The 20,172-nt window shown below is 70.5% G+C and carries 15 protein-coding genes; 4 read left to right on the top strand and 11 right to left on the bottom strand.

Annotated features, from left to right (window positions below; genetic code table 11):
- Nucleotides 1-62: 62 nt before the first annotated feature.
- Both L3Q65_RS01750 and gltB read right to left on the bottom strand, forming a co-directional pair.
- Nucleotides 63-1,571, bottom strand: coding sequence for a glutamate synthase subunit beta (locus L3Q65_RS01750; RefSeq protein WP_237598644.1), 1,509 nt, complete (start codon nt 1,569-1,571; stop codon nt 63-65).
- Nucleotides 1,564-6,105, bottom strand: coding sequence for a glutamate synthase large subunit (gene gltB, locus L3Q65_RS01745; RefSeq protein ID WP_237598643.1), 4,542 nt, complete (start codon nt 6,103-6,105; stop codon nt 1,564-1,566). The genes L3Q65_RS01750 and gltB overlap by 8 nt, the downstream gene beginning before the upstream one ends.
- A gap of 397 nt (nt 6,106-6,502) precedes the next feature.
- Between gltB and L3Q65_RS01740 the strand changes: the two genes are divergently transcribed.
- The 3 genes from L3Q65_RS01740 to L3Q65_RS01730 are packed head-to-tail and all read left to right on the top strand — an operon-like array spanning nt 6,503 to nt 9,510.
- Nucleotides 6,503-6,844, top strand: a complete 342-nt coding sequence (locus L3Q65_RS01740; protein ID WP_037809678.1) for a hypothetical protein — start codon at nt 6,503-6,505, stop codon at nt 6,842-6,844.
- Between the two features lie 41 nt (nt 6,845-6,885).
- Complete coding sequence (locus L3Q65_RS01735; protein ID WP_237598642.1) at nt 6,886-8,685, top strand: hypothetical protein; 1,800 nt, start codon at nt 6,886-6,888, stop codon at nt 8,683-8,685.
- Between the two features lie 15 nt (nt 8,686-8,700).
- Nucleotides 8,701-9,510, top strand: coding sequence for a hypothetical protein (locus L3Q65_RS01730; RefSeq protein WP_182890875.1), 810 nt, complete (start codon nt 8,701-8,703; stop codon nt 9,508-9,510).
- A 147-nt stretch (nt 9,511-9,657) separates the two neighbouring features.
- Here the strand turns inward: L3Q65_RS01730 and lgt are convergent, their stop codons facing one another.
- The 4 genes from lgt to L3Q65_RS01710 all read right to left on the bottom strand — a co-directional run bounded on the left by lgt (nt 9,658) and on the right by L3Q65_RS01710 (nt 14,478).
- Complete coding sequence (lgt, locus tag L3Q65_RS01725; protein ID WP_182890876.1) at nt 9,658-10,674, bottom strand: prolipoprotein diacylglyceryl transferase; 1,017 nt, start codon at nt 10,672-10,674, stop codon at nt 9,658-9,660.
- Between the two features lie 68 nt (nt 10,675-10,742).
- Nucleotides 10,743-11,933 (bottom strand): M20 family metallopeptidase, encoded by a 1,191-nt coding sequence (locus tag L3Q65_RS01720; protein ID WP_237598641.1) that lies wholly within the window; start codon nt 11,931-11,933, stop codon nt 10,743-10,745.
- Complete coding sequence (locus L3Q65_RS01715; protein WP_182890878.1) at nt 11,930-13,066, bottom strand: amidohydrolase family protein; 1,137 nt, start codon at nt 13,064-13,066, stop codon at nt 11,930-11,932. The genes L3Q65_RS01720 and L3Q65_RS01715 overlap by 4 nt, the downstream gene beginning before the upstream one ends.
- A complete protein-coding gene (locus L3Q65_RS01710) occupies nt 13,063-14,478 on the bottom strand; it encodes an APC family permease (RefSeq protein ID WP_237598640.1) in 1,416 nt (471 codons plus the stop codon). The genes L3Q65_RS01715 and L3Q65_RS01710 overlap by 4 nt, the downstream gene beginning before the upstream one ends.
- 171 nt (nt 14,479-14,649) lie before the next feature.
- Between L3Q65_RS01710 and L3Q65_RS01705 the strand changes: the two genes are divergently transcribed.
- The gene (locus tag L3Q65_RS01705; protein WP_237601025.1) at nt 14,650-15,957 is read left to right on the top strand and encodes a glutamine synthetase family protein; all 1,308 of its coding nucleotides are present in this window, start codon (nt 14,650-14,652) and stop codon (nt 15,955-15,957) included.
- A 6-nt stretch (nt 15,958-15,963) separates the two neighbouring features.
- Here the strand turns inward: L3Q65_RS01705 and L3Q65_RS01700 are convergent, their stop codons facing one another.
- The 5 genes from L3Q65_RS01700 to trpC all read right to left on the bottom strand — a co-directional run bounded on the left by L3Q65_RS01700 (nt 15,964) and on the right by trpC (nt 20,076).
- Nucleotides 15,964-16,623, bottom strand: coding sequence for a peptidoglycan recognition family protein (locus L3Q65_RS01700; protein ID WP_182890880.1), 660 nt, complete (start codon nt 16,621-16,623; stop codon nt 15,964-15,966).
- Nucleotides 16,624-16,671: 48 nt separating this feature from the next.
- Nucleotides 16,672-17,157 (bottom strand): Uma2 family endonuclease, encoded by a 486-nt coding sequence (locus tag L3Q65_RS01695; protein ID WP_237598639.1) that lies wholly within the window; start codon nt 17,155-17,157, stop codon nt 16,672-16,674.
- Nucleotides 17,158-17,264: 107 nt separating this feature from the next.
- Complete coding sequence (trpA, locus tag L3Q65_RS01690) at nt 17,265-18,056, bottom strand: tryptophan synthase subunit alpha (RefSeq protein WP_182890881.1); 792 nt, start codon at nt 18,054-18,056, stop codon at nt 17,265-17,267.
- The gene (gene trpB, locus L3Q65_RS01685) at nt 18,053-19,270 is read right to left on the bottom strand and encodes a tryptophan synthase subunit beta (RefSeq protein ID WP_370648166.1); all 1,218 of its coding nucleotides are present in this window, start codon (nt 19,268-19,270) and stop codon (nt 18,053-18,055) included. The genes trpA and trpB overlap by 4 nt, the downstream gene beginning before the upstream one ends.
- Nucleotides 19,267-20,076 (bottom strand): indole-3-glycerol phosphate synthase TrpC, encoded by an 810-nt coding sequence (trpC, locus tag L3Q65_RS01680; protein WP_009074973.1) that lies wholly within the window; start codon nt 20,074-20,076, stop codon nt 19,267-19,269. Before trpC ends, trpB begins: the two co-directional genes overlap by 4 nt.
- Nucleotides 20,077-20,172: the final 96 nt, after the last annotated feature.

The raw sequence follows: 20,172 nt of genomic DNA, 5'->3' as shown, positions 1-20,172 counted from the left end.
GAACCCAGCTTAAAGAAACGGGCCCCGGCGCGCCGTTGCGCCGGGGCCCGAGCCAGGGGGAATCACACCACCGCGAGCGGCAACGCGGTCGGGTGCACGGGAGCCGGAAGGTCCGAGGCACCGGTCAGGAACGTGTCCACCGCGGCCGCCACCGAGCGGCCCTCCGCGATGGCCCACACGACCAGCGACGCGCCGCGGTGGGCGTCGCCGCAGACGAAGACCCCGGGGGTTTCCGTCTGCCAGTCCGCACCGCACGACAGGGTGCCGCGGCGGGTCAGGGTCAGGTCGAGGCCTTCCAGCAGCGGCATTTCCTCGACGCCTTCGAAGCCGATCGCCAGCAGGACCAGGTCCGCGGGCAGCGTTTCGACCTTCTCGTTGACCGGGATGACCTCGCGGCGGCCGGTTTCCGGGTCCTTCTGCACGCGGACTTCCTGCAGTTCCACGGCCTTGACGTGCCCGTCGCCGTCGTCGACGAACCGCTTGACCGCCACCGCGAACTTCCGCTCGCCCGCCTCCTCGTGCGCCGGGTAGGTGCGCAGGATGTACGGCCAGGTCGGCCACGGCGAGCGCTCGTCGTCGCGGACTTCCGGCGGCGTGGGGTACTGGTCGAGCTGGGTGACCGACAGCGCGCCTTGGCGAGTCGCGGTGCCGTAGGAGTCCGCGCCGGTGTCGCCGCCGCCGATGATCACGACGTGCTTGCCGTTCGCGTCGACCGGGGACGGGCCGTCGCCCTCCACGAACTTGTTGGCGGGCACCAGGTGTTCCATCGCCAGGTGGATGCCCTGCAGCGATCGGCCCGGCGTGGTGCGGTCGTCCCGGCCGCGCAGCGCGCCCACGGCGAGCACGACCGCGTCGTACTGCGCGCGCAGGTCTTCCACCGACAGGTCGACGCCGACCTCGCAGCCGGTGACGAACTTCGTGCCCTCCTTGCGCAGTTGCGCGAGCCGCCGGTCGAGGACCTTCTTCTCCATCTTGAACTCGGGAATGCCGTACCGCAGCAGGCCGCCGAGCCGGTCGTCCCGTTCGAAGACGGTGACCTCGTGGCCCGCGCGGGTCAGCTGCTGCGCCGCGGCGAGCCCGGCCGGACCGGAGCCGACGACGGCCACCTTGCGGCCCGAGGACACCTCGGCAGGCTGCGGCTGCACGTATCCGGCTTCCCACGACTGCGCCGCGATCGTCTCCTCGACGCGCTTGATCGCCACCGGCCCGCCGGACAGCGGCGAGATCGACAGCACGCAGCCCGCCTCGCACGGCGCGGGGCACAGCTTCCCGGTGAATTCCGGGAAATTGTTGGTGGCGTGCAAGCGATCGCTGGCCGCCGCCCAGTCGCCGCGGCGGACGAGGTCGTTCCATTCCGGGATCAGATTGCCCAGCGGACAGCCGGAACCGCCGGAGTGGCAGAACGGGATGCCGCAGTCCATGCACCGCGACGCCTGCGTGCGCACCTGCTCGTTGCGCTCGTCCGCCGGAACGTCGGCGTAGACCTCGCCCCACGAGGAAAGCCGTTCCTCGTAGGACTTCTTCTTCGGTTCTTGCCGTTCGTGCTTGAGAAAACCGGTGGGGTCAGCCACGAGCCGCCTCCATGATCGCTTCGTCGACGTCTCGGCCGGCTGCACGCGCCGCCTTCGCCGCATCGAGGACCCGCTGGTAGTCGCGCGGCATCACCTTGGTGAACGCCGCCGAGCGCCGGGTCCAGTCGCCCAGGAGCGACGCGGCCACGGCCGAGCGGGTGAGGTCGTGGTGCTGCTGCACGATCTGCTTGAGCCAGGCCAGGTCCTCCGGGTCCGGCGGAAGCAGGTCCACCATGTCCTGGTTGACCTTCGCGCGGTCGAGGTCGAGCACGTACGCGCTGCCGCCGGACATCCCGGCCGCCAGGTTCCGCCCGGTCGGGCCGAGCACCACCGCGCGGCCGCCGGTCATGTACTCGAACGCGTGGTCGCCCACGCCCTCGGCCACGACCGTCGCGCCGGAGTTGCGGACGCAGAACCGCTCGCCGACCTGGCCGCGCAGGAACAGCTCGCCGGAAGTCGCGCCGTAGGCCAGCGTGTTGCCCGCGATCGTCTGCTGTTCCGCGGCGAAGCTCGCGTCCGGATGCGGGCGGACCACGATCCGGCCGCCGGACAGGCCCTTGCCGACGTAGTCGTTCGCGTCGCCGACCATTTCCAGCGTGATGCCGCGCGGCAGGAACGCGCCGAGCGACTGCCCGGCCGAACCGGTGAGCAGCACGTGGATCGTGCCGTCCGGCAGGCCCTCGCCGCCGTAGCGGCGGGTGATCTCCGAGCCCAGCAGCGTGCCGACAGTGCGGTTCACGTTGCGCACCGGCAGTTCCAGGCGCACCGGATGCGCGTCCTCCAGCGCCGCCTCGGCGAGCTGGATGAGCGTGCGGTCCAGAGCGTGCGCCAGGCCGTGGTCCTGCTCGCGCACGCGCCGCTTCGCGCCGCCGTACGGCGTCTCCGCGGGCATCTCGAAGACCGGGCCGAGGTCGAGCCCGGAGGCCTTCCAGTGCTGCACGGCCTCGTCGGTGTCGAGCATCTCGGCGTGCCCGATCGCCTCGTCGAGAGTCCGGAATCCCAGCTGTGCCAGGGTTTCCCGCACTTCCTCGGCGACGAACTCGAAGTACCGCACCACGTGGTCGGCCTGCCCGGTGTAGCGCTTGCGCAGCTCCGGGCTCTGCGTGGCGACGCCGACCGGACACGTGTCGAGGTGACACACGCGCATCATGATGCAGCCCGCCACGACGAGCGGCGCGGTCGCGAAGCCGTACTCCTCGGCGCCGAGCAGCGCGGCGATCACGACGTCGCGGCCGGTCTTCATCGCACCGTCCACCTGCACCGTGATCCGGTCGCGCAAACCGTTGAGCAGCAACGTCTGCTGCGTTTCGGCGAGCCCGATCTCCCACGGCGTGCCCGCGTGCTTGAGCGAGTTCATCGGCGACGCGCCGGTTCCGCCGTCGTGCCCGGAGATCAGCACGACGTCCGCGTGCGCCTTCGACACGCCCGCCGCGACCGTGCCGACCCCCAGCGAGGACACCAGCTTCACGTGGATGCGGGCCTGCTCGTTGGCGTTCTTGAGGTCGTGGATCAGCTGCGCCAGGTCCTCAATGGAGTAAATGTCGTGGTGCGGCGGCGGGGAAATCAGCCCGACGCCCGGCGTCGAATGCCGCGTGCGGGCGATCCACGGGTACACCTTGTTCGGCGGCAGCTGCCCGCCTTCGCCCGGCTTCGCGCCCTGCGCCATCTTGATCTGGATGTCGTCGGCGTTGACGAGGTACTCGCTCGTGACGCCGAACCGGCCTGACGCGACCTGCTTGATCGCACTGCGCCGCTGCGGGTCGTACAGCCGCTCCGGGTCCTCGCCGCCCTCGCCGGTGTTCGACCGGCCGCCGATGCGGTTCATCGCGATGGCGAGGGTTTCGTGTGCCTCGGCCGAAATCGAGCCGTACGACATCGCCCCGGTGTTGAACCGGCGCAGGATCGCCGACGCGGGCTCGACCTCGTCCAGCGGGATCGGCTCGCGCGCGCCGTCGCGGAACTTGAACAGCCCGCGCAGCGTGCCGCCCTCGCGGTAGAGCCGGTGCACCTCTTCGGTGTACTTGCGGTACACCTCGTCGCGCCCGGTCTTCGACGCGTGCTGCAGCAGGAACACCGTCTCCGGCGTGAACAGGTGCAGTTCGCCCTCGCGGCGGTACGCGTACTCGCCGCCGGTCTCGAGTCCGCGGTGGACCCGGTCGGTCGGGTTGTCCGGGTACGCCCGGCGGTGCCGCACCGCGACCTCTTCGGCGAGCACGTCCAGCCCGACGCCGCCGAGCTTCGACGACGTTCCGGTGAAGTACTCGTCGAGCAGTTCCTGGCTCAGGCCAAGGGATTCGAACACCTGCGCCGCGGTGTACGCGCCGACCGTCGAAATGCCCATTTTGGACATGATCTTCAGGACGCCCTTGACGAGCGCCTGCACGTAGCTGCGGACCGCCTTCGCCGGCTCGATGCCGGTGATCGCGCCCTGGCTGATCATGTCTTCGATGGTTTCGAAGGCGAGGTACGGGTTCACCGCCGCCGCGCCGTAGCCCAGCAGCAGCGCGATGTGGTGCACCTCGCGGGCGTCGCCGGTCTCCACGACAAGCGCGACGCGCAGCCGTTCCTTGGTGCGCACGAGATGGTGGTGCACCGCGGAAACCAGCAGCAGCGACGGGATCGGCGCCATCCGGTGGTCGGAATCGCGGTCGGACAGCACGAGTGTGCGCGCACCCGCCGCGATCGCCTCGGACGCGTCGCGCCGCACCCGCTCGATCGCCGCCGCGAGCGCGTCCGCGCCGCCGTCCGCTTCGTACAGTCCGGAAAGGACGCTGCAGGCGAAACCGGGCAGGTCGCCGTCGTCGTTGATGTGGATGAGCTTGGCCAGCTCGTCGTTGTCGATCACCGGGTACGGCAGGTTCAGGTGCCGGCAGGAGGCGGGCCCGGGCGCGAGCAGATTGCGCTCCGGCCCCATGATCCGGCTCATCGACGTGACCAGCTCTTCGCGGATCGCGTCCAGCGGCGGGTTGGTCACCTGCGCGAAGTTCTGCTTGAAATAGTCGTAGAGCAGCCGGGACCGCTTGGAGAGCACCGCGACCGGGGTGTCCGATCCCATCGATCCGATCGGCTCGGCCCCGTTGGCGGCCATCGGCGCGAGCAGGATCTTCAGTTCTTCTTCGGTGTAACCGAAAGCGAGCTGGCGGCGCAGCACCGAATCGTGGCTCTGCACCACGTGGTCGCGGTCGGGCAGCTCGGCGATCTTCAGCAGGCCGGCGTGCAGCCAGTCGCTGTACTGCTGCTTGCGCGCCAGCGCGGACTTGACCTCTTCGTCGTCCACGATCCGGCCCGCGGCGGTGTCCACGAGGAACATCCGGCCGGGCTGCAGCCGTCCCTTCGCGACGACGTTTTCCGGTGCCACGTCAAGGACTCCGGCCTCGCTGGCCAGCACGACGCGGTCGTCGGCGGTGCGCCACCAGCGCGCCGGGCGCAGTCCGTTGCGGTCGAGCACCGCGCCGACGAGCGTGCCGTCGGTGAAGGTGACGCACGCCGGACCGTCCCACGGCTCCATCAGGCTGGCGTGGAACTGGTAGAAAGCGCGCCGTTCCGGATCCATCGAAGCGTGGTTCTCCCACGCCTCCGGGATCATCATCAGCACCGCGTGCGGCAGCGAGCGGCCCGCGAGGTGGAGCAGCTCCAGCACCTCGTCGAAGGACGCCGAGTCCGACGCGTCGGCCGAGCAGATCGGGTACAGCCGCGAAAGATCGCCGGGGAGCAGATCGGATTCGAGCAGCGCCTCGCGGGCGCGCATGCGGTTGCGGTTGCCGCGGATCGTGTTGATCTCGCCGTTGTGCGCCACGAACCGGAACGGGTGCGCGAGCGGCCACGACGGGAAAGTGTTGGTGGAGAACCGGGAGTGCACGAGCGCGATCGCGCTGGTGAGCCGGGAATCGCGGAGATCGGGGAAGAACCGGGGCAGCTGCTCGGGCGTGAGCATGCCTTTGTAGACGATCGTGCGCGCGGACAGCGACGGGAAGTACGTGCCGCAGCCGGACGCGAGGCTCTCGTGCTCGACGCGCTTGCGCAGGCAGAAAGCCAGCCGGTCCAGTTCGAGGCCGGTTTCGCCGTGCGGGGACGACACGAACAGCATCGCGAAATGCGGCATCACCGAACGCGCGGTGGGGCCGATGTCCGCGCCGTCGGTGTCCACCGGAACCTCGCGCCAGCCAAGGACGGCGAGCCCTTCTTCGGCCGCGATCCGCTCGGTGAGCCCGATCGCCTTGCGGCGCTGCTCGTCGTCGGCGGGCAGGAACGCGATCCCGGCGGCATACGAGCCGCCCGCGGGCAACGGGAAACCCGCCTCGGCGCGCAGCAGCTCGTCGGGCAGCTGAAGCAGGATCCCGGCGCCGTCGCCGCTCGTCGGCTCGGCTCCCGCGGCTCCGCGGTGGTCGAGATTCGTGAGCGCGGCGAGACCGTCGGTGACGATGCCGTGCGTGCGGCGGCCCTGGACGTCGGCGACCATGGCGACGCCGCAGGAATCCTGCTCGGTGTCCGGGTCGTACAGACCCTGCTTGCCGGGGATGGCGGAGAAGATCATGGAAAAGGGACCTCCTTCGTCGTTTCGTGCGGTGGCCGGCGAACCGGCCGCGGGGAGCGCACGGGACGACGATGGCCCGCTTGTTAGCGCGACTTTAACACCTGGGAAACACCCCAGCAGCGCCTCGGAGCTCCCCGAACGGGGAAGAACGGTAACGATCCGGCAGCGCGGAACGACATAGTTCCGGATGGGTTCTGAGATGCTTCGGTCTGCGAAGCATAAGCCCCGGAGCCGCCGCGCGCACCCGGCACGTGACGAAGTCGATGCGCCCGCTTCGTCCCCTTCGCCCGATCCTCCCAGGTAATCGCACAAATTTCTGGGAACCGCCCACACTCGGTGATCGTCGGTTGCCATAGTGTTCGGCAACCAACAGCTCACGGGGAGGGCGGTTTCTTTCATGTCCGGCATAGAAGTCGACGTCGAGACGATGAACCAGTACGCCGAGGTGCTCGACAGCCTCCACGAGAAGATCAGCAAGATCAACGACTACATGCGCTCCACCGCGTGCGACACGTCCGGGTTCACCGGCCTGTTCGTGGTGCTGCAGCCGGTGGTGCAGCTGGTCGCGAACCTCTACGGCGGAACGCTCGACTTCGGCCACTCGCGGCTGACCTCGCTTTCGGACGGGGTCAAGCAGGCGGCGCAGGCCTACGCGCACCACGACGCCAATTCCGCGCAGTTGCTCCAGCAGTTCATCGACCAGTTCGACGGCATCGACTCCGGCCGCGGCGCGGCCTGATGCGCATCCGCACCACACGGCTCTGACGAGGGGGAACAGACATGGCACGGCACGGCGGAGGCCATGGCGGCAGCCACGGCGGCGGCCACCACTCCGGGGGAACGGGGACGACGCATCCGCCGTCCCATTCCGGCGGCAACCAGCCGCACCCCGGGAATCAGCCGCATCCCGGCAACCAGCCGCATCCCGGCAACCAGCCGCCTCCGGGCGGCCAGCAGCCCCGTCATCCGGGCGGCGATCAGCACCCCGGCACCGGCCCGGACGGACGCCGTCCGTCCGGCGGGGACGACCGGACGCATCCGAGCGGCACCGGCGGAAACTCCGGTGACGACAACGGCAACGGCCGGGATGGCCGAGACGGTCGAGACGGCCGGGATGGTCGCGACGGCCGGGATGGCCGGGATGGCCGGGATGGCCGGGATGGCCGAGACGGTCAGGACGGCGGCGACGGCCGGGATGGCCGTGACGGCGGCGAAGAAGGCGGCGACGGCCGGGGCCGTGACCGCGGCAACGAGGGCGGCGACGAAGGCGGCGGCCGGGGCGGCGACGAAGGCGGCTCCGGCAGCGAAGGCGGCGACGGGGGCGGCGAAGGCGGCACCGGCGGCGACGAGGGCGGTTCCGGCAGCGAAGGCGGCGAAGGCGGCGGCAACGGCGGCGAGGGCGGCACCGGGGGTTCGGGCGGCGAGCCCGGCGGAGTCCCCGGCGGCACCGGCGACTTCGACCGCGGCGATTCGATCGTCGAATTGCTGCAGCCGCCGGAAGACACCTCCGGCGAGGACGTCCAGGCGCTGGTGAAGGACGCCGGCGTCGAGGTGATGGCCGTCGAGTGGGTGTACCAGAAGTTCACCGGCACCACGCTCACCCAGCAGTTCATCGAACCGCTCACCGGCGATTTCTCGAAGATGTCGGCCGACGCCGAGGCATGGCGCAACATCTCCGAGGCGATGAAGGCATTCTCCGAGGTGATGGTCGCCAACGAGAAGACCGTCAGCGATTCCTGGCACGGCATGGCTTCCTTGGAGCACAAGGCCTACGTGCAGGCCGGATGGCGGGCCGGGCTCGCGGCCGAGGCCGGGATCGCGTCGCTGATCGCCAAGGGCTTCGACCTCCTGTCGGACACGTCGAAGAAGCTCGCGGCCAAGGCGCTCGACCTGCTGAAGAGCCTGATCGACCGGCTGCTGGTGATGGCCGCGGAGGCGTGCGTCCCGATCGCGGGCTGGATCGCCGACGCGATCACCGCGTTCAGCGAACTGCTGCCGCTGATCAACGCCCTGATCTCGATCATCGAGATGATCCAGGACATCATCACGAAGGTCCAGGACATCTGGAACTCGATCAAGGACATCGGGTCGCAGCTGCAGAAGATCAAGGACGTCGGCAGCATCGGCGATCTCGTCGACATCGCGAAGAACATCGGCGGCGACGTCGGCGACATCAAGGACAACGCCAAGGGCATCGGCCAGGACGCCAAGGACGCCGTGCAGGCGGGCAAGGACGGCGTCCACGAGTCGCGCGAGGCGCACGCGGAAAACCGGCGCTCGCGCGAAGGCGGGGACGACGAGGGCGACCGCACGTCCGGCGACAGTAATTCCGGCGAGAACGGCAACCGCCGCTCCGGCGACGAAGGCGACCGTTCGCAAGGTGACGGCGAGCGGGGGCAGAACCAGCGGTCCCAACCGGACGGTCCGCAGCACCAGCCCCCGCAGAACCAGCAGAACCACCAGCCGCCGCAGCAACCGAACCACCCGCCGTCCCAGCCGAACCACCCGCCCGCGAACCACCCGCCGTCCCATCCGCCCCGGCGCTCGGCGAGCGGCCGGATCCACGGCCGCATCGACTAAGGAGGAACTGCCGAGATGTCCCAGCCCGTCACCGCGGACGATTCGTGGAAGACGCCCGAGCTGCGGGAGGCCGAGGCCGCGCTCGACCGGACGGTCCGCAAGTCCCAGCAGCTGCTGAAGGACCTGGAGAAGATCAAGCTCCGTCCGCTGCCCAAAACCGACACCCCGGAACGGATCGAGGCGATCAAGCGCGCCGCCTCGCGTCCGGACGCGCCCGCTCAGCTGCGGCTGGTCAAGCGGAAGGTCGAAGCGGGCGAATTCTCCTGGGAGGACGTCGCCGCCGGCCGGGCGTTCGCCGACCCCGAGGTCCGCGCGCTCGCCGACGAGAAGCTCAGCGAGGCCAAAGACATCCTCGAGGAACTGCAGGAGGGCCAGAGCCCCGAGGAAATCCTCGAGGCGCGCACCGGCGGCGCCGGGAACCCGTTGTCCGGCACCGGACGTTCGACCTATCCGGACACGCCGGACAAGCCCGCCGGGTTCTCCGCCGCGGACCCGCTGGCGAGCAGCGGCCGTCCGCAGCCCCCGGCCCCGCCCGCGCCGGAGCCGCCCGAGTACTCGAACGACAATCCGCTCGCCGACCGGACGCCGCCGCCCCCGGCTCCCGCTCCGGAGCCGCCCAAGGAGGAACCGCCCGCTCCTCCCGCTCCGCCGCGGCACCGCGCGCCGGAACCGCCGCCGGAGGACGATTTCGCCAATCCCCTCGCGGACCGAGGCGACCGGCCGAAGCGGTCCGCGCCGCAGCCGCCGCCGTCGCCGGGCCGCCGTGCCCGGCGCCAGGACTCCGGCGATGACGACGACTACTTCGGCGGCTCGTTCCTCAGCTGACCCCCGCTCCGCTCCCGCGGAAGTCCGTGCGGGGAACCCTCCGGGAATCTGATCCCCTCAGGGTTCCCCGCACGGACCTCAGCCGGCCCGCGCGCGAAACGAGGCCCCCGCCCAATCCGGGCGAGGGCCTCGTTTCCGTTGCGGTGCTCAGGACTTCTCGGGCTTGCCGTTCTCCCCCGGAGAGGAGCCCGCGTCCACAGTGTCCTCCGGTGCCTTCTCGTCCGGTTCCGGCTTCTCCCCCGCATCGTCCGAAGTGGACTCGACGGCGGCGTTCCGCTCGTCTCCCTTGCTGCGCAACGTCTCCGGGGCCTCGCGCGGACCGCGCTTGGCCGCGGCGACGAAGTACGCCATCGCGCCGATGAACAGCAGGATCGAGGTCCACACGTTGACCCGCAGGCCGAGGATGTGGTTGGCGGTGTCGGTGCGCATCAGCTCGATCCAGCAGCGCCCGACGGTGTAGCCCGCGACGTACAGCGCGAACGCGCGGCCGTGGCCGAGCTTGAACTTGCGGTCCGCCCACACCACGAGCAGCGCGATGAGCAGGTTCCAGATCAGCTCGTACAGGAACGTCGGGTGCACCGGGCTTTCCGGCAGCGGGATGTGCCCGGTCGCGACGCCGCCGAGGGCGTCCGGGGCCCCGGTCTCCGGGTTGAAGCGCTGGTAGATCTCCAGGCCCCAGGGCAGGTCGGTGTGCGCGCCGTACAGCTCCTGGTTGAAGTAGTTGCCGAGCCGCCCGATCGCCTGCGCGACGATGATGCCGGGCGCGATCGCGTCGGCCATCGCGGGCAGCGGGATGCCCCGGCGGCGGCAGGCGATCAGCGCGCCGACCGCGCCGAGCGCGACCGCGCCCCAGATGCCGAGGCCGCCGTCCCAGATGGCGAAGGCGTTCCAGGGGTTCTTGCCCTCGGTGAAGTACAGCTCCGGGTCGGTGACGACGTGGTAGAGCCTGCCGCCGACCAGGCCGAACGGCACCGCGAACACCGCGATGTCGAGCACTGTGCCTTTGGTGCCGCCCCGCGCCTCCCAGCGCCGCTCGCCCCACCAGATCGCGACGATGATGCCGGCGATGATGCAGAGCGCGTACGCCCGGATCGGGATCGGGCCCAGGTGCCAGACGCCTTGGTCGGGGCTCGGGATCGTGGCCAGGAATGCTGCGGAGTACACGCGGCCACCGTAGCGCGTCGGACCCCGGTCGTGGTCCCGGTGCCGCGGAACCCTTAGTCAAGACCCGGTCACAGCCCGGTCACGGCCGTCTCCGGATACTCCTGGTCCGAGGCCGCGGCCAGGTATCCGGCCAGCAGCGCGTCCGCGACCTGGCCGACCGCGGCGTCCTCGGGCAGGAAGGTTTCGCCGTGCAGGCTGGGCGAGCCCGCGGTCTCGCCCAATCCGACGAAAAGCATCAATCCGCGGACGCCGTCGCCGCAGTAATGCGCGAAATCGTCCGCGCCGAAAGACCGGAAATCGACGTCGACGTCCGCGCCGCCGCGTTCGAGCCACGTTCTCGCGGCAGCCGCCAGCGCCGGGTCGTTGACCAGGACGGGCTCGCACGGGCTGATCCGGAGGTCGGCCGTGCAGCCGTAGGCACGGGCGGTGGCGTGCACGACGTCGTCGAGAGCCTCCAACGCGCGGTCGCGGTCGCTCGCCCGCATCAGCCGCAGCGAACCGAACGCGGACGCCGTGTTCGGCACGACGTTCGCCGCCGTGCCCGCGTTCAACCGGCCGACCGTGCAGACCGCGCCGTGCATCGGGTCGATCCGGCGGCTCGCGATCTGCTGCAGGCTCACCACTAGCTGGCTGAGCGCCAGCACCGGGTCGCGCAGGAGATGCGGATACCCCGCGTGCCCGCCCTGGCCGTGCAATACGACCTCGAACTCGTCAGTCGACGCGTTCACCGGCCCAGGAGCGGCCGAAACGACGCCGTAGGGCAGCCGCGGCTGGACGTGCGCGCCGATCACCGTGTCGATGCCGCGCTCTTCCAGAATGCCCGATTCAACCAGATCCAGCGCCCCGGACGGCGACGTTTCCTCGCGCGGCTGCAAGATCGCGTACAACGGGCGCGGGAGTTCGACCCGCCGCGCCGCCCGGCAGACCGCGGTCAGCGCGGCGAGGTGGACGTCGTGGCCGCAGGCGTGCATCAGACCGGTCTTCGCGGCCCATTCGACGCCGGTGCGCTCTATGACCGGGAGCGCGTCCAGTTCGGCGCGCAGGGCTACGGCCGGCCCCGGGTGCGGCGCGGCGATCTCGATCAGCCGCCCGGTCTTCGCGACCCGCTCGCCCTCGCCGAGCGCGGCGGCCACGATCCGGGCGGTGTCGTCCTCGTCGCCGGACGCACGCGGGTCGGCGTGGATCCGGTGCCGGAGTTCTACCGCGGCGGGCAGTTCCTCGGCCAGCGCGGCCCGCCATGCCTCGACCAGGTCGTTCATTTCCGCTCCAGCCGATAAATCCGTGCGGCGTTCTCGTGTCCGGCCAGCCGGGCCAGCCGGAGCGCGTCCGCTTCGGACAGTGCGTCGGCGGCGAGAGCGGTGCGCAGGAAGTCGGACAGTCCTTGCCGGAACAGCGCGGTGCCCAGGTGATAGAGCTCGGCCAGGCCGAACGCGTCCGTGGAGAACAGCAGTTTCCCGAACGGCGCCAGTTCCAGCGTCTCGGCCAGGATCGCGGGGGCGCGGAAGCCCGCATTGTGCGTTGCGAGGCCTACGTCGACGAAGACGTGCTCGAAGACCTGCGCGAGGTAGGCGGCGTTGCGGTGGAACGGATAGTTGTGCAGCAGCAGGATCGGGACGCCCGCGTCGCGGGTCGCGCGCAGCAAACCGGTGAGCCGCAAGGGATCGCAGCGGTGGAGGTCGACGTCGGAGTCTCCGTAGCCGACGTGGAACTGCACGGGCAGCCGCCGGTCGATGCCCGCCCAGACCAGGTGGCGGTGCAGCACCTCGTCGGCCAGCCGGACCGGTTCGCCCGCTTCGATCCCGGCGAGCCAGCGTCCAGCGGCGGCTTCGACCTCGCCGGGAACCGGACGTTCCCCGGACAACTCCAGCCCGACCCGGTACGCCGCGATCGACTTGACGCCCACCGCGTTCCCGGTGCGCCGGTCGAGTTCGGCAGCGAAGTCCTCGGCGAAACCGGCGGCGCTGGTGCCGCGGATGACGTCCTCGGCGACCTGTTCCAGCCGGACGATGTCGTGCGCGCGGGCGTCGGCCAGTTCGGCGAAGTCCGTCGTGGCGGTGAGGGATTCGGGGAGGAAACCGCCGTCCAGCAAGTAATCCGTGCTGCCGGTGCCGCGCAGGAACCGCCGGTTGACCTCTCTCGACCCCAGCTCAGCGCGGCGAGCGAGATAGTCGTCGGCCGGGGCGTGCTTCGGCAGATCGAGGATCGGCGCACAGCGTTCGCGCACGGCGAGGCCGATGAGCGAATCGAACAACGACGTCCCCAGCGGCGACACGGTGTCCGCCTCGGTAAGCATCCGCTCGAACCCGTCGCGGTCGACGCCGCCGGTACGCACGCCGTGGCAGTGATGGTCGACCAACGGCAGGTCCGCGACGAAATCCAGCAGATCGGTCATGCGTCTCCTTCAGCGAGCCTCTCCCCCACCCTACGGGCGAATCCGGGCGCCGAGGCCACCACGACGACAGCCAGCACCAGCACCCCGCCAGCCACCACCGGGAACCATCGCGGCGGGCCCTCGGCCGGGTACGGCACGACGTTGACATACACGGTGTAGCCGAGCAGCACCAGCGCGCCGATCGGGAAGACCAAATGCCACCACGGCACGCGCATCCGCCGCCGCACGAACAGCAACAGGATCGCGCCGACGGTGGTGAGCAGGTAGATCACCAGCAGGAGCAAGGTTCCGATGGATCCGGCCCAAGAGAAGGTGTCGTCCGCGGTCGCGCCGAAGAACACCGCGCACACCAAGATGATCAGCGCCGCCGCGAGTGCGACCACGGTCACCGCGACGGCGGGGATGCCCTTGGCGGAGATCCGGCCGATGCCGCGGCCGTCGAAGGCGTCGCGGCCGAGGGCGAACAGCAGGCGCGAGCCGCCGACCACGCAGGCCAGGCAGCAGCCGAACGCGCTGATCGCGGCACCCGCGCTGATGACGTCGCCGACCCACGGGCCGACGAAGCGGCTGCCCAGGTCGCCCAGCAGCGAGGGGGAATCGTGGAACGCGGTGGCGTCGCCGCCGAAGGCCATCATCTCGACGGCGGTCACGAGGACGAAGTAGGCGCCGCCGAAGATGGCCGTGCCGAGGATCGCGCGCGGGATGTTGCGGCGCGGGTCGCGGGTTTCCTCGCCGAGCGTCGCGGCGGCTTCGAAACCGGCGAACGATAGGAAACCGAACACTGCGCCGAGGAAAATGCCGGAGATTCCGGTGTCCGGCACGAAAACCCGCAGCGTGAACCGGCCGCTCGGGGCGTCGCCTGCGATCAGCCGGACCAGGATGACCACGGTGACCAGCAGAATGAGCGCGATGGTCGCGCCCTCGACGGCGAGCAGTGTGCTGGTGCCACGGCGGGCCGGGGCGGCTGCGAGCAGCCAGCTGCCGATCAGCGCGACCGCGGTCAGCACGAACGGCCCCCACGACGGCGGATGCGGCCAGATCCCGACCTGTGTGAGGAACGCGGTGCCGAGCACGCCCGCGGCGGAACTGGTGACCACGGCGTAGAAGGTGTACGTGCCGAGAAGGCCGATCCCGGACACCACGCCCGCGCGCGGGCCGAGCGTGGCGCCGACGAACGCGTAGACCGAGCCGGCGTGCTGGTAGTGGCGGCAGAGCTGAACGAAGCCGTATGCGACCAGCAGCACTCCGGCCGCCGAAAGGAGGAACGCCAGCGGCACCGCGCGTCCGGCGGCCGCGGCTGTTTGCTGTGGATTGATGTTCGCGGCCATGCTGGGTGCCATGAGCGCGACGGACAGCCCGACGGCCTGCCAGACTGACAAGGTGCGCCGCAATTCGGGACGGTCTCCGGACACGGATGCGCTCCTTTCCCCGCGGAGTACACAGTGAACATCCGAGGCGGCGCGGACAACCAGCGCCGACTGGCTGAACCTCGTCCGGCATCGAAGGAGCGCGCCTTGTCGTCCACCCCCTCGAAACTCGACCGCGACCGGCTCGCGGAACTCGGCGCTGCCGCCGCGGGCCGGATGGAGCAGGCGGGCGTCGAACTCGTCGCGCTGAGTTTCGTGGACAACTCCGGGATTTCGCGCGTCAAAGCGGTGCCGGTGGCGAGGCTGGCGACGGTCGCGGCGTGGGGCGTCGGCGCGTCCAACTCGTTCGACTTCTTCCTCGGCACCGACAGCATCGCGAACGGCGAGCATTCCCTCGGCCCAGTCGGCGACCTGCGACTGCACCCCGACCTCGACGCGCTCACCGTCCTCGCCGCACAACCCGGCTGGGCGTGGGCCCCGGCGTGGCGCTACGACCAGGACGGACAGCCGCACCCGCAAGACACGCGCGCGCTCGCGGCGACCGCCGTGGACCAGCTCGCCGACCGCGGCCTGACCGCGCGGACGGCGTTCGAACTGGAGTGGATCGCGACCGACGCGGACGGAGTCCCGCTGCCCGGCCCGGCCTACGGATACTCCCGGTTGAGCGCGAACCACGAGTACCTGCGCGCTCTCGTGTCCACTTTGGAACGTTCTGGGGTAGAGGTGGAGCAGATCCACCCGGAGTACGCGGCGGGCCAGTTCGAGCTGTCGATCGCCGCGGCGGACCCCTTGCGGGCAGCCGATTTAGCCGTGCTGACAAGGGAAACGGTGCGAACGGTGACCGCTGCGCACGGGTTGCGCGCGTCGTTCACGCCGAAGTTCGAACCCGGCGGCGTCGGCAACGGCGGGCACGTGCACTTGAGCCTCTGGGACGGCGAGCGGAATCTGTGCGCGGGCGGGACCGGAGCTTTGGGGCTGACCTCGACCGCGGAATCCTTCGGTGCGGGGATTTTCCGCCGGTTGCCCGCGTTGCTGGCGGTGGGCGCGCCGTCGGTGGTCAGCTATCTGCGGCTGGAACCGCACCATTGGGCAGGCGTGTTTACCGCGTGGGGCCTGGAAAACCGCGAAGCACCGCTGCGCCTGATCCGCGGTGCGGCCGGACAGCGCGACACCGCGGCGAATCTGGAAGTGAAGTGCTTCGACCTCACCGCGAACCCGTATCTGGTAGTGGCCGGCCTGCTTTTCGCCGGACTGGCAGGCTTGACCGCCGAGGCGCGCCTGCCGGAGCCGGTCAGCGTGGATCCTGGCTCGCTCTCCCCCGCAGACGCCGCAGCCGCTGGCGTCGCCAGGTTGCCGGAGTCGTTGTCGGACGCGGTCGACGCGTTCGAGGCCGACGAGGTGCTGCGGACGGCGTTCGGGCCTCAGCTGGCCACCACGTTGACGGACGTGCGCCGCGCCGAGGTGGCCGAGCTGGGATCGCTGAAGCCCGCGGAGTTGTGCCAGGCAATGCGTTTCCTGCACTGAACCCGCTCAACGAAGCAAGGCCGCCACCCGGGACTGCAACTCGGGCAGCATCGCGTACAGCTTGTCGCCCGGGCAGTCCGTGTTGTAGAAGTCGCGGTGTCCCTTGATTTCCTTCACCGGGATGCCGTACTGGCGGCACACGTACGCCACGAACACCACCAGCGAATCGAACTGCGCCTTCGGCGGGGCGACCTGCATGTAGGTGCCCTCGTTCTCGATGCCGATCGCGTTGTCGTTCTGGCCGGGGCAATGCGCCGCGCGGACGATCTTCTTGCCGCTGCGCAACGCGTCCAGGCTGCCGTGGCGGCCTTCGAGGCGATAGCCGCCGCGAGAGACCGTGAAATGCTGGCCGGTGTCGGACCAGCCGTTGTTGTCGATGTGGTCAGCCTGATCGTTGCGCGCGACCTGGAACGCGTGCTCGAGCGAGTAGTCGGTGCTGTTGGGACAGTCGATGTGGTGGATGAGCACGCGATTGGCGGGATGGTCGAGCGTGGTGAGCGGATCCGCAGGCGGGCGCGCACCCCACTCGGCACAGCTGTAGATGCGCGGCGCGTCAGCGGCGTCCGCGAGACCGGGCAGCAGGAGCCCCGCCGCCGCGGCAGCGCTCACGCCGGCCGCCCCGCGCAGGAACGTCCTCCGGGGAACTTGTCCGATGTCGAAAGCCATGCGCCGCACTGTGCGCGGACGGCGTACACGATGCATACAACTGGCCGCTCAAGCGCGCAGATCCAGCTCCGCGGGGAACGGTTCGGCCAGGGTGAGCAGGCCGCCTTCGCTCTTCGCGTGCGGGAGGTAGTCGCCGTCGGAAAGCGCGTACACGGTGGCGGCTTCCTGCTCCGGGTCGACGAGCAGGTAGTACGGGATGAGGGCTTCGGCGTAGCGGGCCTTCTTGAGAATCCGGTCCTGCACTCGGGCGGACGGGGATTCGATCTCCGCGGCCAGCAGAACCTCGGACGCTGGGTACCAGGTCGTCGCCACATCCGGGCAGGTGACGATCACGAAGCCCGGGATCAGCAGCCGGTTTTCGCCGCAGCGGACAGCGACGCCAGGGAGCAGCTCAGTGCCCTTCGGCAAGGCTGGCACCGCTGCGAGCTGCAATCGCTGCAGCCACTGCTGGTGGAGCGCAGTCGGAGCCGGACCCATCACCAGGGTTCCGTCGACTCCCTCGATCCGATTGCCGAGGAGCTGTTCGTTAGGCAAGGCGAGTACTTCTGCCAATCCGGGAGCTTCGCCCAGATTGCTGTCGTCGTCGGCATACCGAGAGAGTACGAACGACCACCGACAGTTTCCGGCCCCTCGACCCGAGGTCAGGCCGGAGCGACCGCCTCGCGCACGCCCTGCGCCAGCTCCGAAGCCAGCTTCCGCACGCCATCCGGACCGTCCGCCGCGGCGGTGACCAGCGCGGATCCGACGATCACCGCGTCCGCGAACCCGGCCACCTGCGCGGCCTGCTCCCGCGACCGGACGCCGAGGCCCACGCCGATCGGCAGCTCCGTGTGCTCGCGAGTCCGCCGCACCAGGTCCTCCGCGTGCACACCCACCGCGTCGCGGGCGCCGGTCACGCCCATCACCGCGGTCGCGTACACGAAGCCCGACGAGGCCGCCGTGGTCTTCGCCAGGCGCTCCTCCGACGACGACGGCGCGACCAGGAAGATCCGGTCCAAACCGTGCTCGGCGGACGCGGCCATCCACTCGTCGGCCTCGTCCGGGATCAAGTCCGGCGTGATCAAGCCAAGGCCACCGGCGGACGCCAGGTCGCGCGCGAACGCGTCGACCCCGTAGCGGTGCACCGGGTTCCAGTACGTCATCACGACCGCGCGACCGCCGCGCGCGGAGACCGATTCCACGACCTCGAACAGCTGCTTGAGCCGGAATCCGCTGGCCAGCGCCGCCTCGGCGGCCGCCTGGATGGTGGGGCCGTCCATCACCGGGTCGGAGTACGGGACGCCGACCTCGACCAGGTCCGCTCCGCCGTCGATCGTCGCGGCCAGCAGGTCTTTCGAGCCGTCCACGGAGGGGAATCCGGCGGGCAGGTAGCCGACCAGCGCGGCCCGGTGTTCCGCCCGCGTCGCCGCGAACAGCTCGTCGAGCCCGCTCACTTGCCCTCCCCGTCCACGAGCCCGAACCACTGGGCCGCGGTGTCCATGTCCTTGTCGCCCCGGCCCGACAGGTTGACCACGATCAGCCCGTCCGGACCCAGCTCGCGGCCCAGTTCCAGGGCACCGGCGAGCGCGTGCGCCGACTCGATCGCCGGGATGATGCCCTCGGTGCGCGACAGCAGCCGGAAGGCGTCCATCGCGGCCGCGTCGGTGACCGGGCGGTACTCGGCGCGGCCGGAGTCCTTGAGCCACGCGTGTTCCGGGCCGACGCCCGGGTAGTCGAGCCCGGCGGAGATCGAATGCGATTCGACCGTCTGGCCGTCCTCGTCCTGCAGCAGGTACGACATCGCGCCGTGCAGGTTGCCCGGGCTGCCCTTGGTGAGCGTCGCGCCGTGCCGGGTGCCCTCGATGCCCTCGCCGCCCGGCTCCAGGCCGACCAGCCGCACCGACGGGTCGTCGTAGAAGCCGGAGAAGATGCCGATGGCGTTGGACCCGCCGCCGACGCACGCCGCGACGACGTCCGGCAGCCTGCCCGCCTTCTCCAGGATCTGCGCCCGCGCCTCCTCGCCGATGACGTGGTGGAAGTTGCGCACCATCATCGGGAACGGCGACGGGCCGGCGGCGGTGCCGAAGAGGTAGTGCGTGGTGTCGGCGTTGGTGACCCAGTCGCGCAGCGCCTCGTTGATCGCGTCCTTGAGCGTGCGCGACCCGGTTTTCACCGGCACGACCTCGGCGCCGAGCAGCTTCATCCGCGCGACGTTCAGCGACTGCCGCTCGGTGTCGACCTCGCCCATGTACACGACGCAGTCGAGGCCGAGCAGCGCGCACGCGGTGGCCGTGGCGACGCCGTGCTGGCCCGCTCCGGTCTCCGCGATGACGCGCTTCTTGCCCATCCGCACGGTGAGCAGCGCCTGGCCCAGCACGTTGTTGATCTTGTGCGAACCGGTGTGGTTGAGGTCCTCGCGCTTGAGGAACACCCGCGCACCGCCGGCCTGCTCGCCGAACCGCTTGGCCTCGGTGAGCAGCGACGGACGGCCCGCGTACTCGGTGAGCAGCCGGTTCAGCTCGCCGGTGAACGCGGGGTCGTGGCGGGCCTTCTCGTACTCCGCCGCGACCTCGTCGACCACGCCGATCAGCGCTTCCGGCATGAACCGGCCGCCGTACGGGCCGTAGTAGCCGCGTTCGTCCGGGTCGTGCTTGCCGCGTTCGGTCACCGCGAGGGCCTCGGGCAGGCGGGGTGCGAACCGGCGGTGACGAGCTTGACGACCGCGCCCTTCGGGTCGCCCGACGCCACCAGGCCCTCGCCGACGAGCACCGCGTCCGCTCCGTGGCCCGCGTACGACATCAGGTCGCCAGGGCCGCGGACGCCGGACTCGGCGACCTTGAACACGTCCATCGGCAGGCCGGGCGCGAGGCGGGAGAACACGTCGCGGTCCACTTCGAGGGTGTGCAGGTTGCGCGCGTTGACGCCGATGACCTTCGCGCCCGCTTCGAGCGCGCGGTCGGCTTCTTCGGCGTTGTGGATCTCCACGAGCGCGGTCATGCCGAGCGATTCGACCCGGTCGAGCAGCGCGGCGAGCGCGTTCTGCTCCAGCGCGGCGACGATCAGCAGGACCATGTCCGCGCCGTGCAGCCGGGCCTCGTGCACCTGGTACGGGCTGACGATGAAGTCCTTGCGCAGCACGGGAATGTCGACCGCGGCGCGCACCGCGTCGAGGTCGGCGAGCGAACCGCCGAAGCGGCGCTGCTCGGTGAGCACGCTGATCACGCGCGCGCCGGCGTCCTCGTAGTCCCGCGCCAGCGCGGCCGGGTCGGGAATCGTGGCCAGCTCGCCCTTCGACGGGCTGCGCCGCTTCACCTCGGCGATGACGCCGATGCCGGATTCGCGCAGCGCGGCCATGACGTCACGCGGCGGAACGGCCTTGGCCGCCCTGGCCTTCAGTTCGTCGAACGGCAGCGCGGATTCCCGCTGCGCGAGATCCTCGCGCACGCCGGCGACGATGTCTTCGAGCACGCTCATCGGACGCCCCTACCCGCTGCCGCACTCCTGGGTCCACTCGCAAGCTCGCTCACAAAAACCTTCCCCTTCCCGCCGAAACGATGCTAACCCCCGCTC

This window comes from Amycolatopsis sp. FU40, from assembly GCF_021903635.1.
Lineage (GTDB): Bacteria > Actinomycetota > Actinomycetes > Mycobacteriales > Pseudonocardiaceae > Amycolatopsis > Amycolatopsis dendrobii.
Note: the sequence above shows the minus strand (reverse complement) of the source record. Positions and strands in the feature narration are given on the sequence as shown.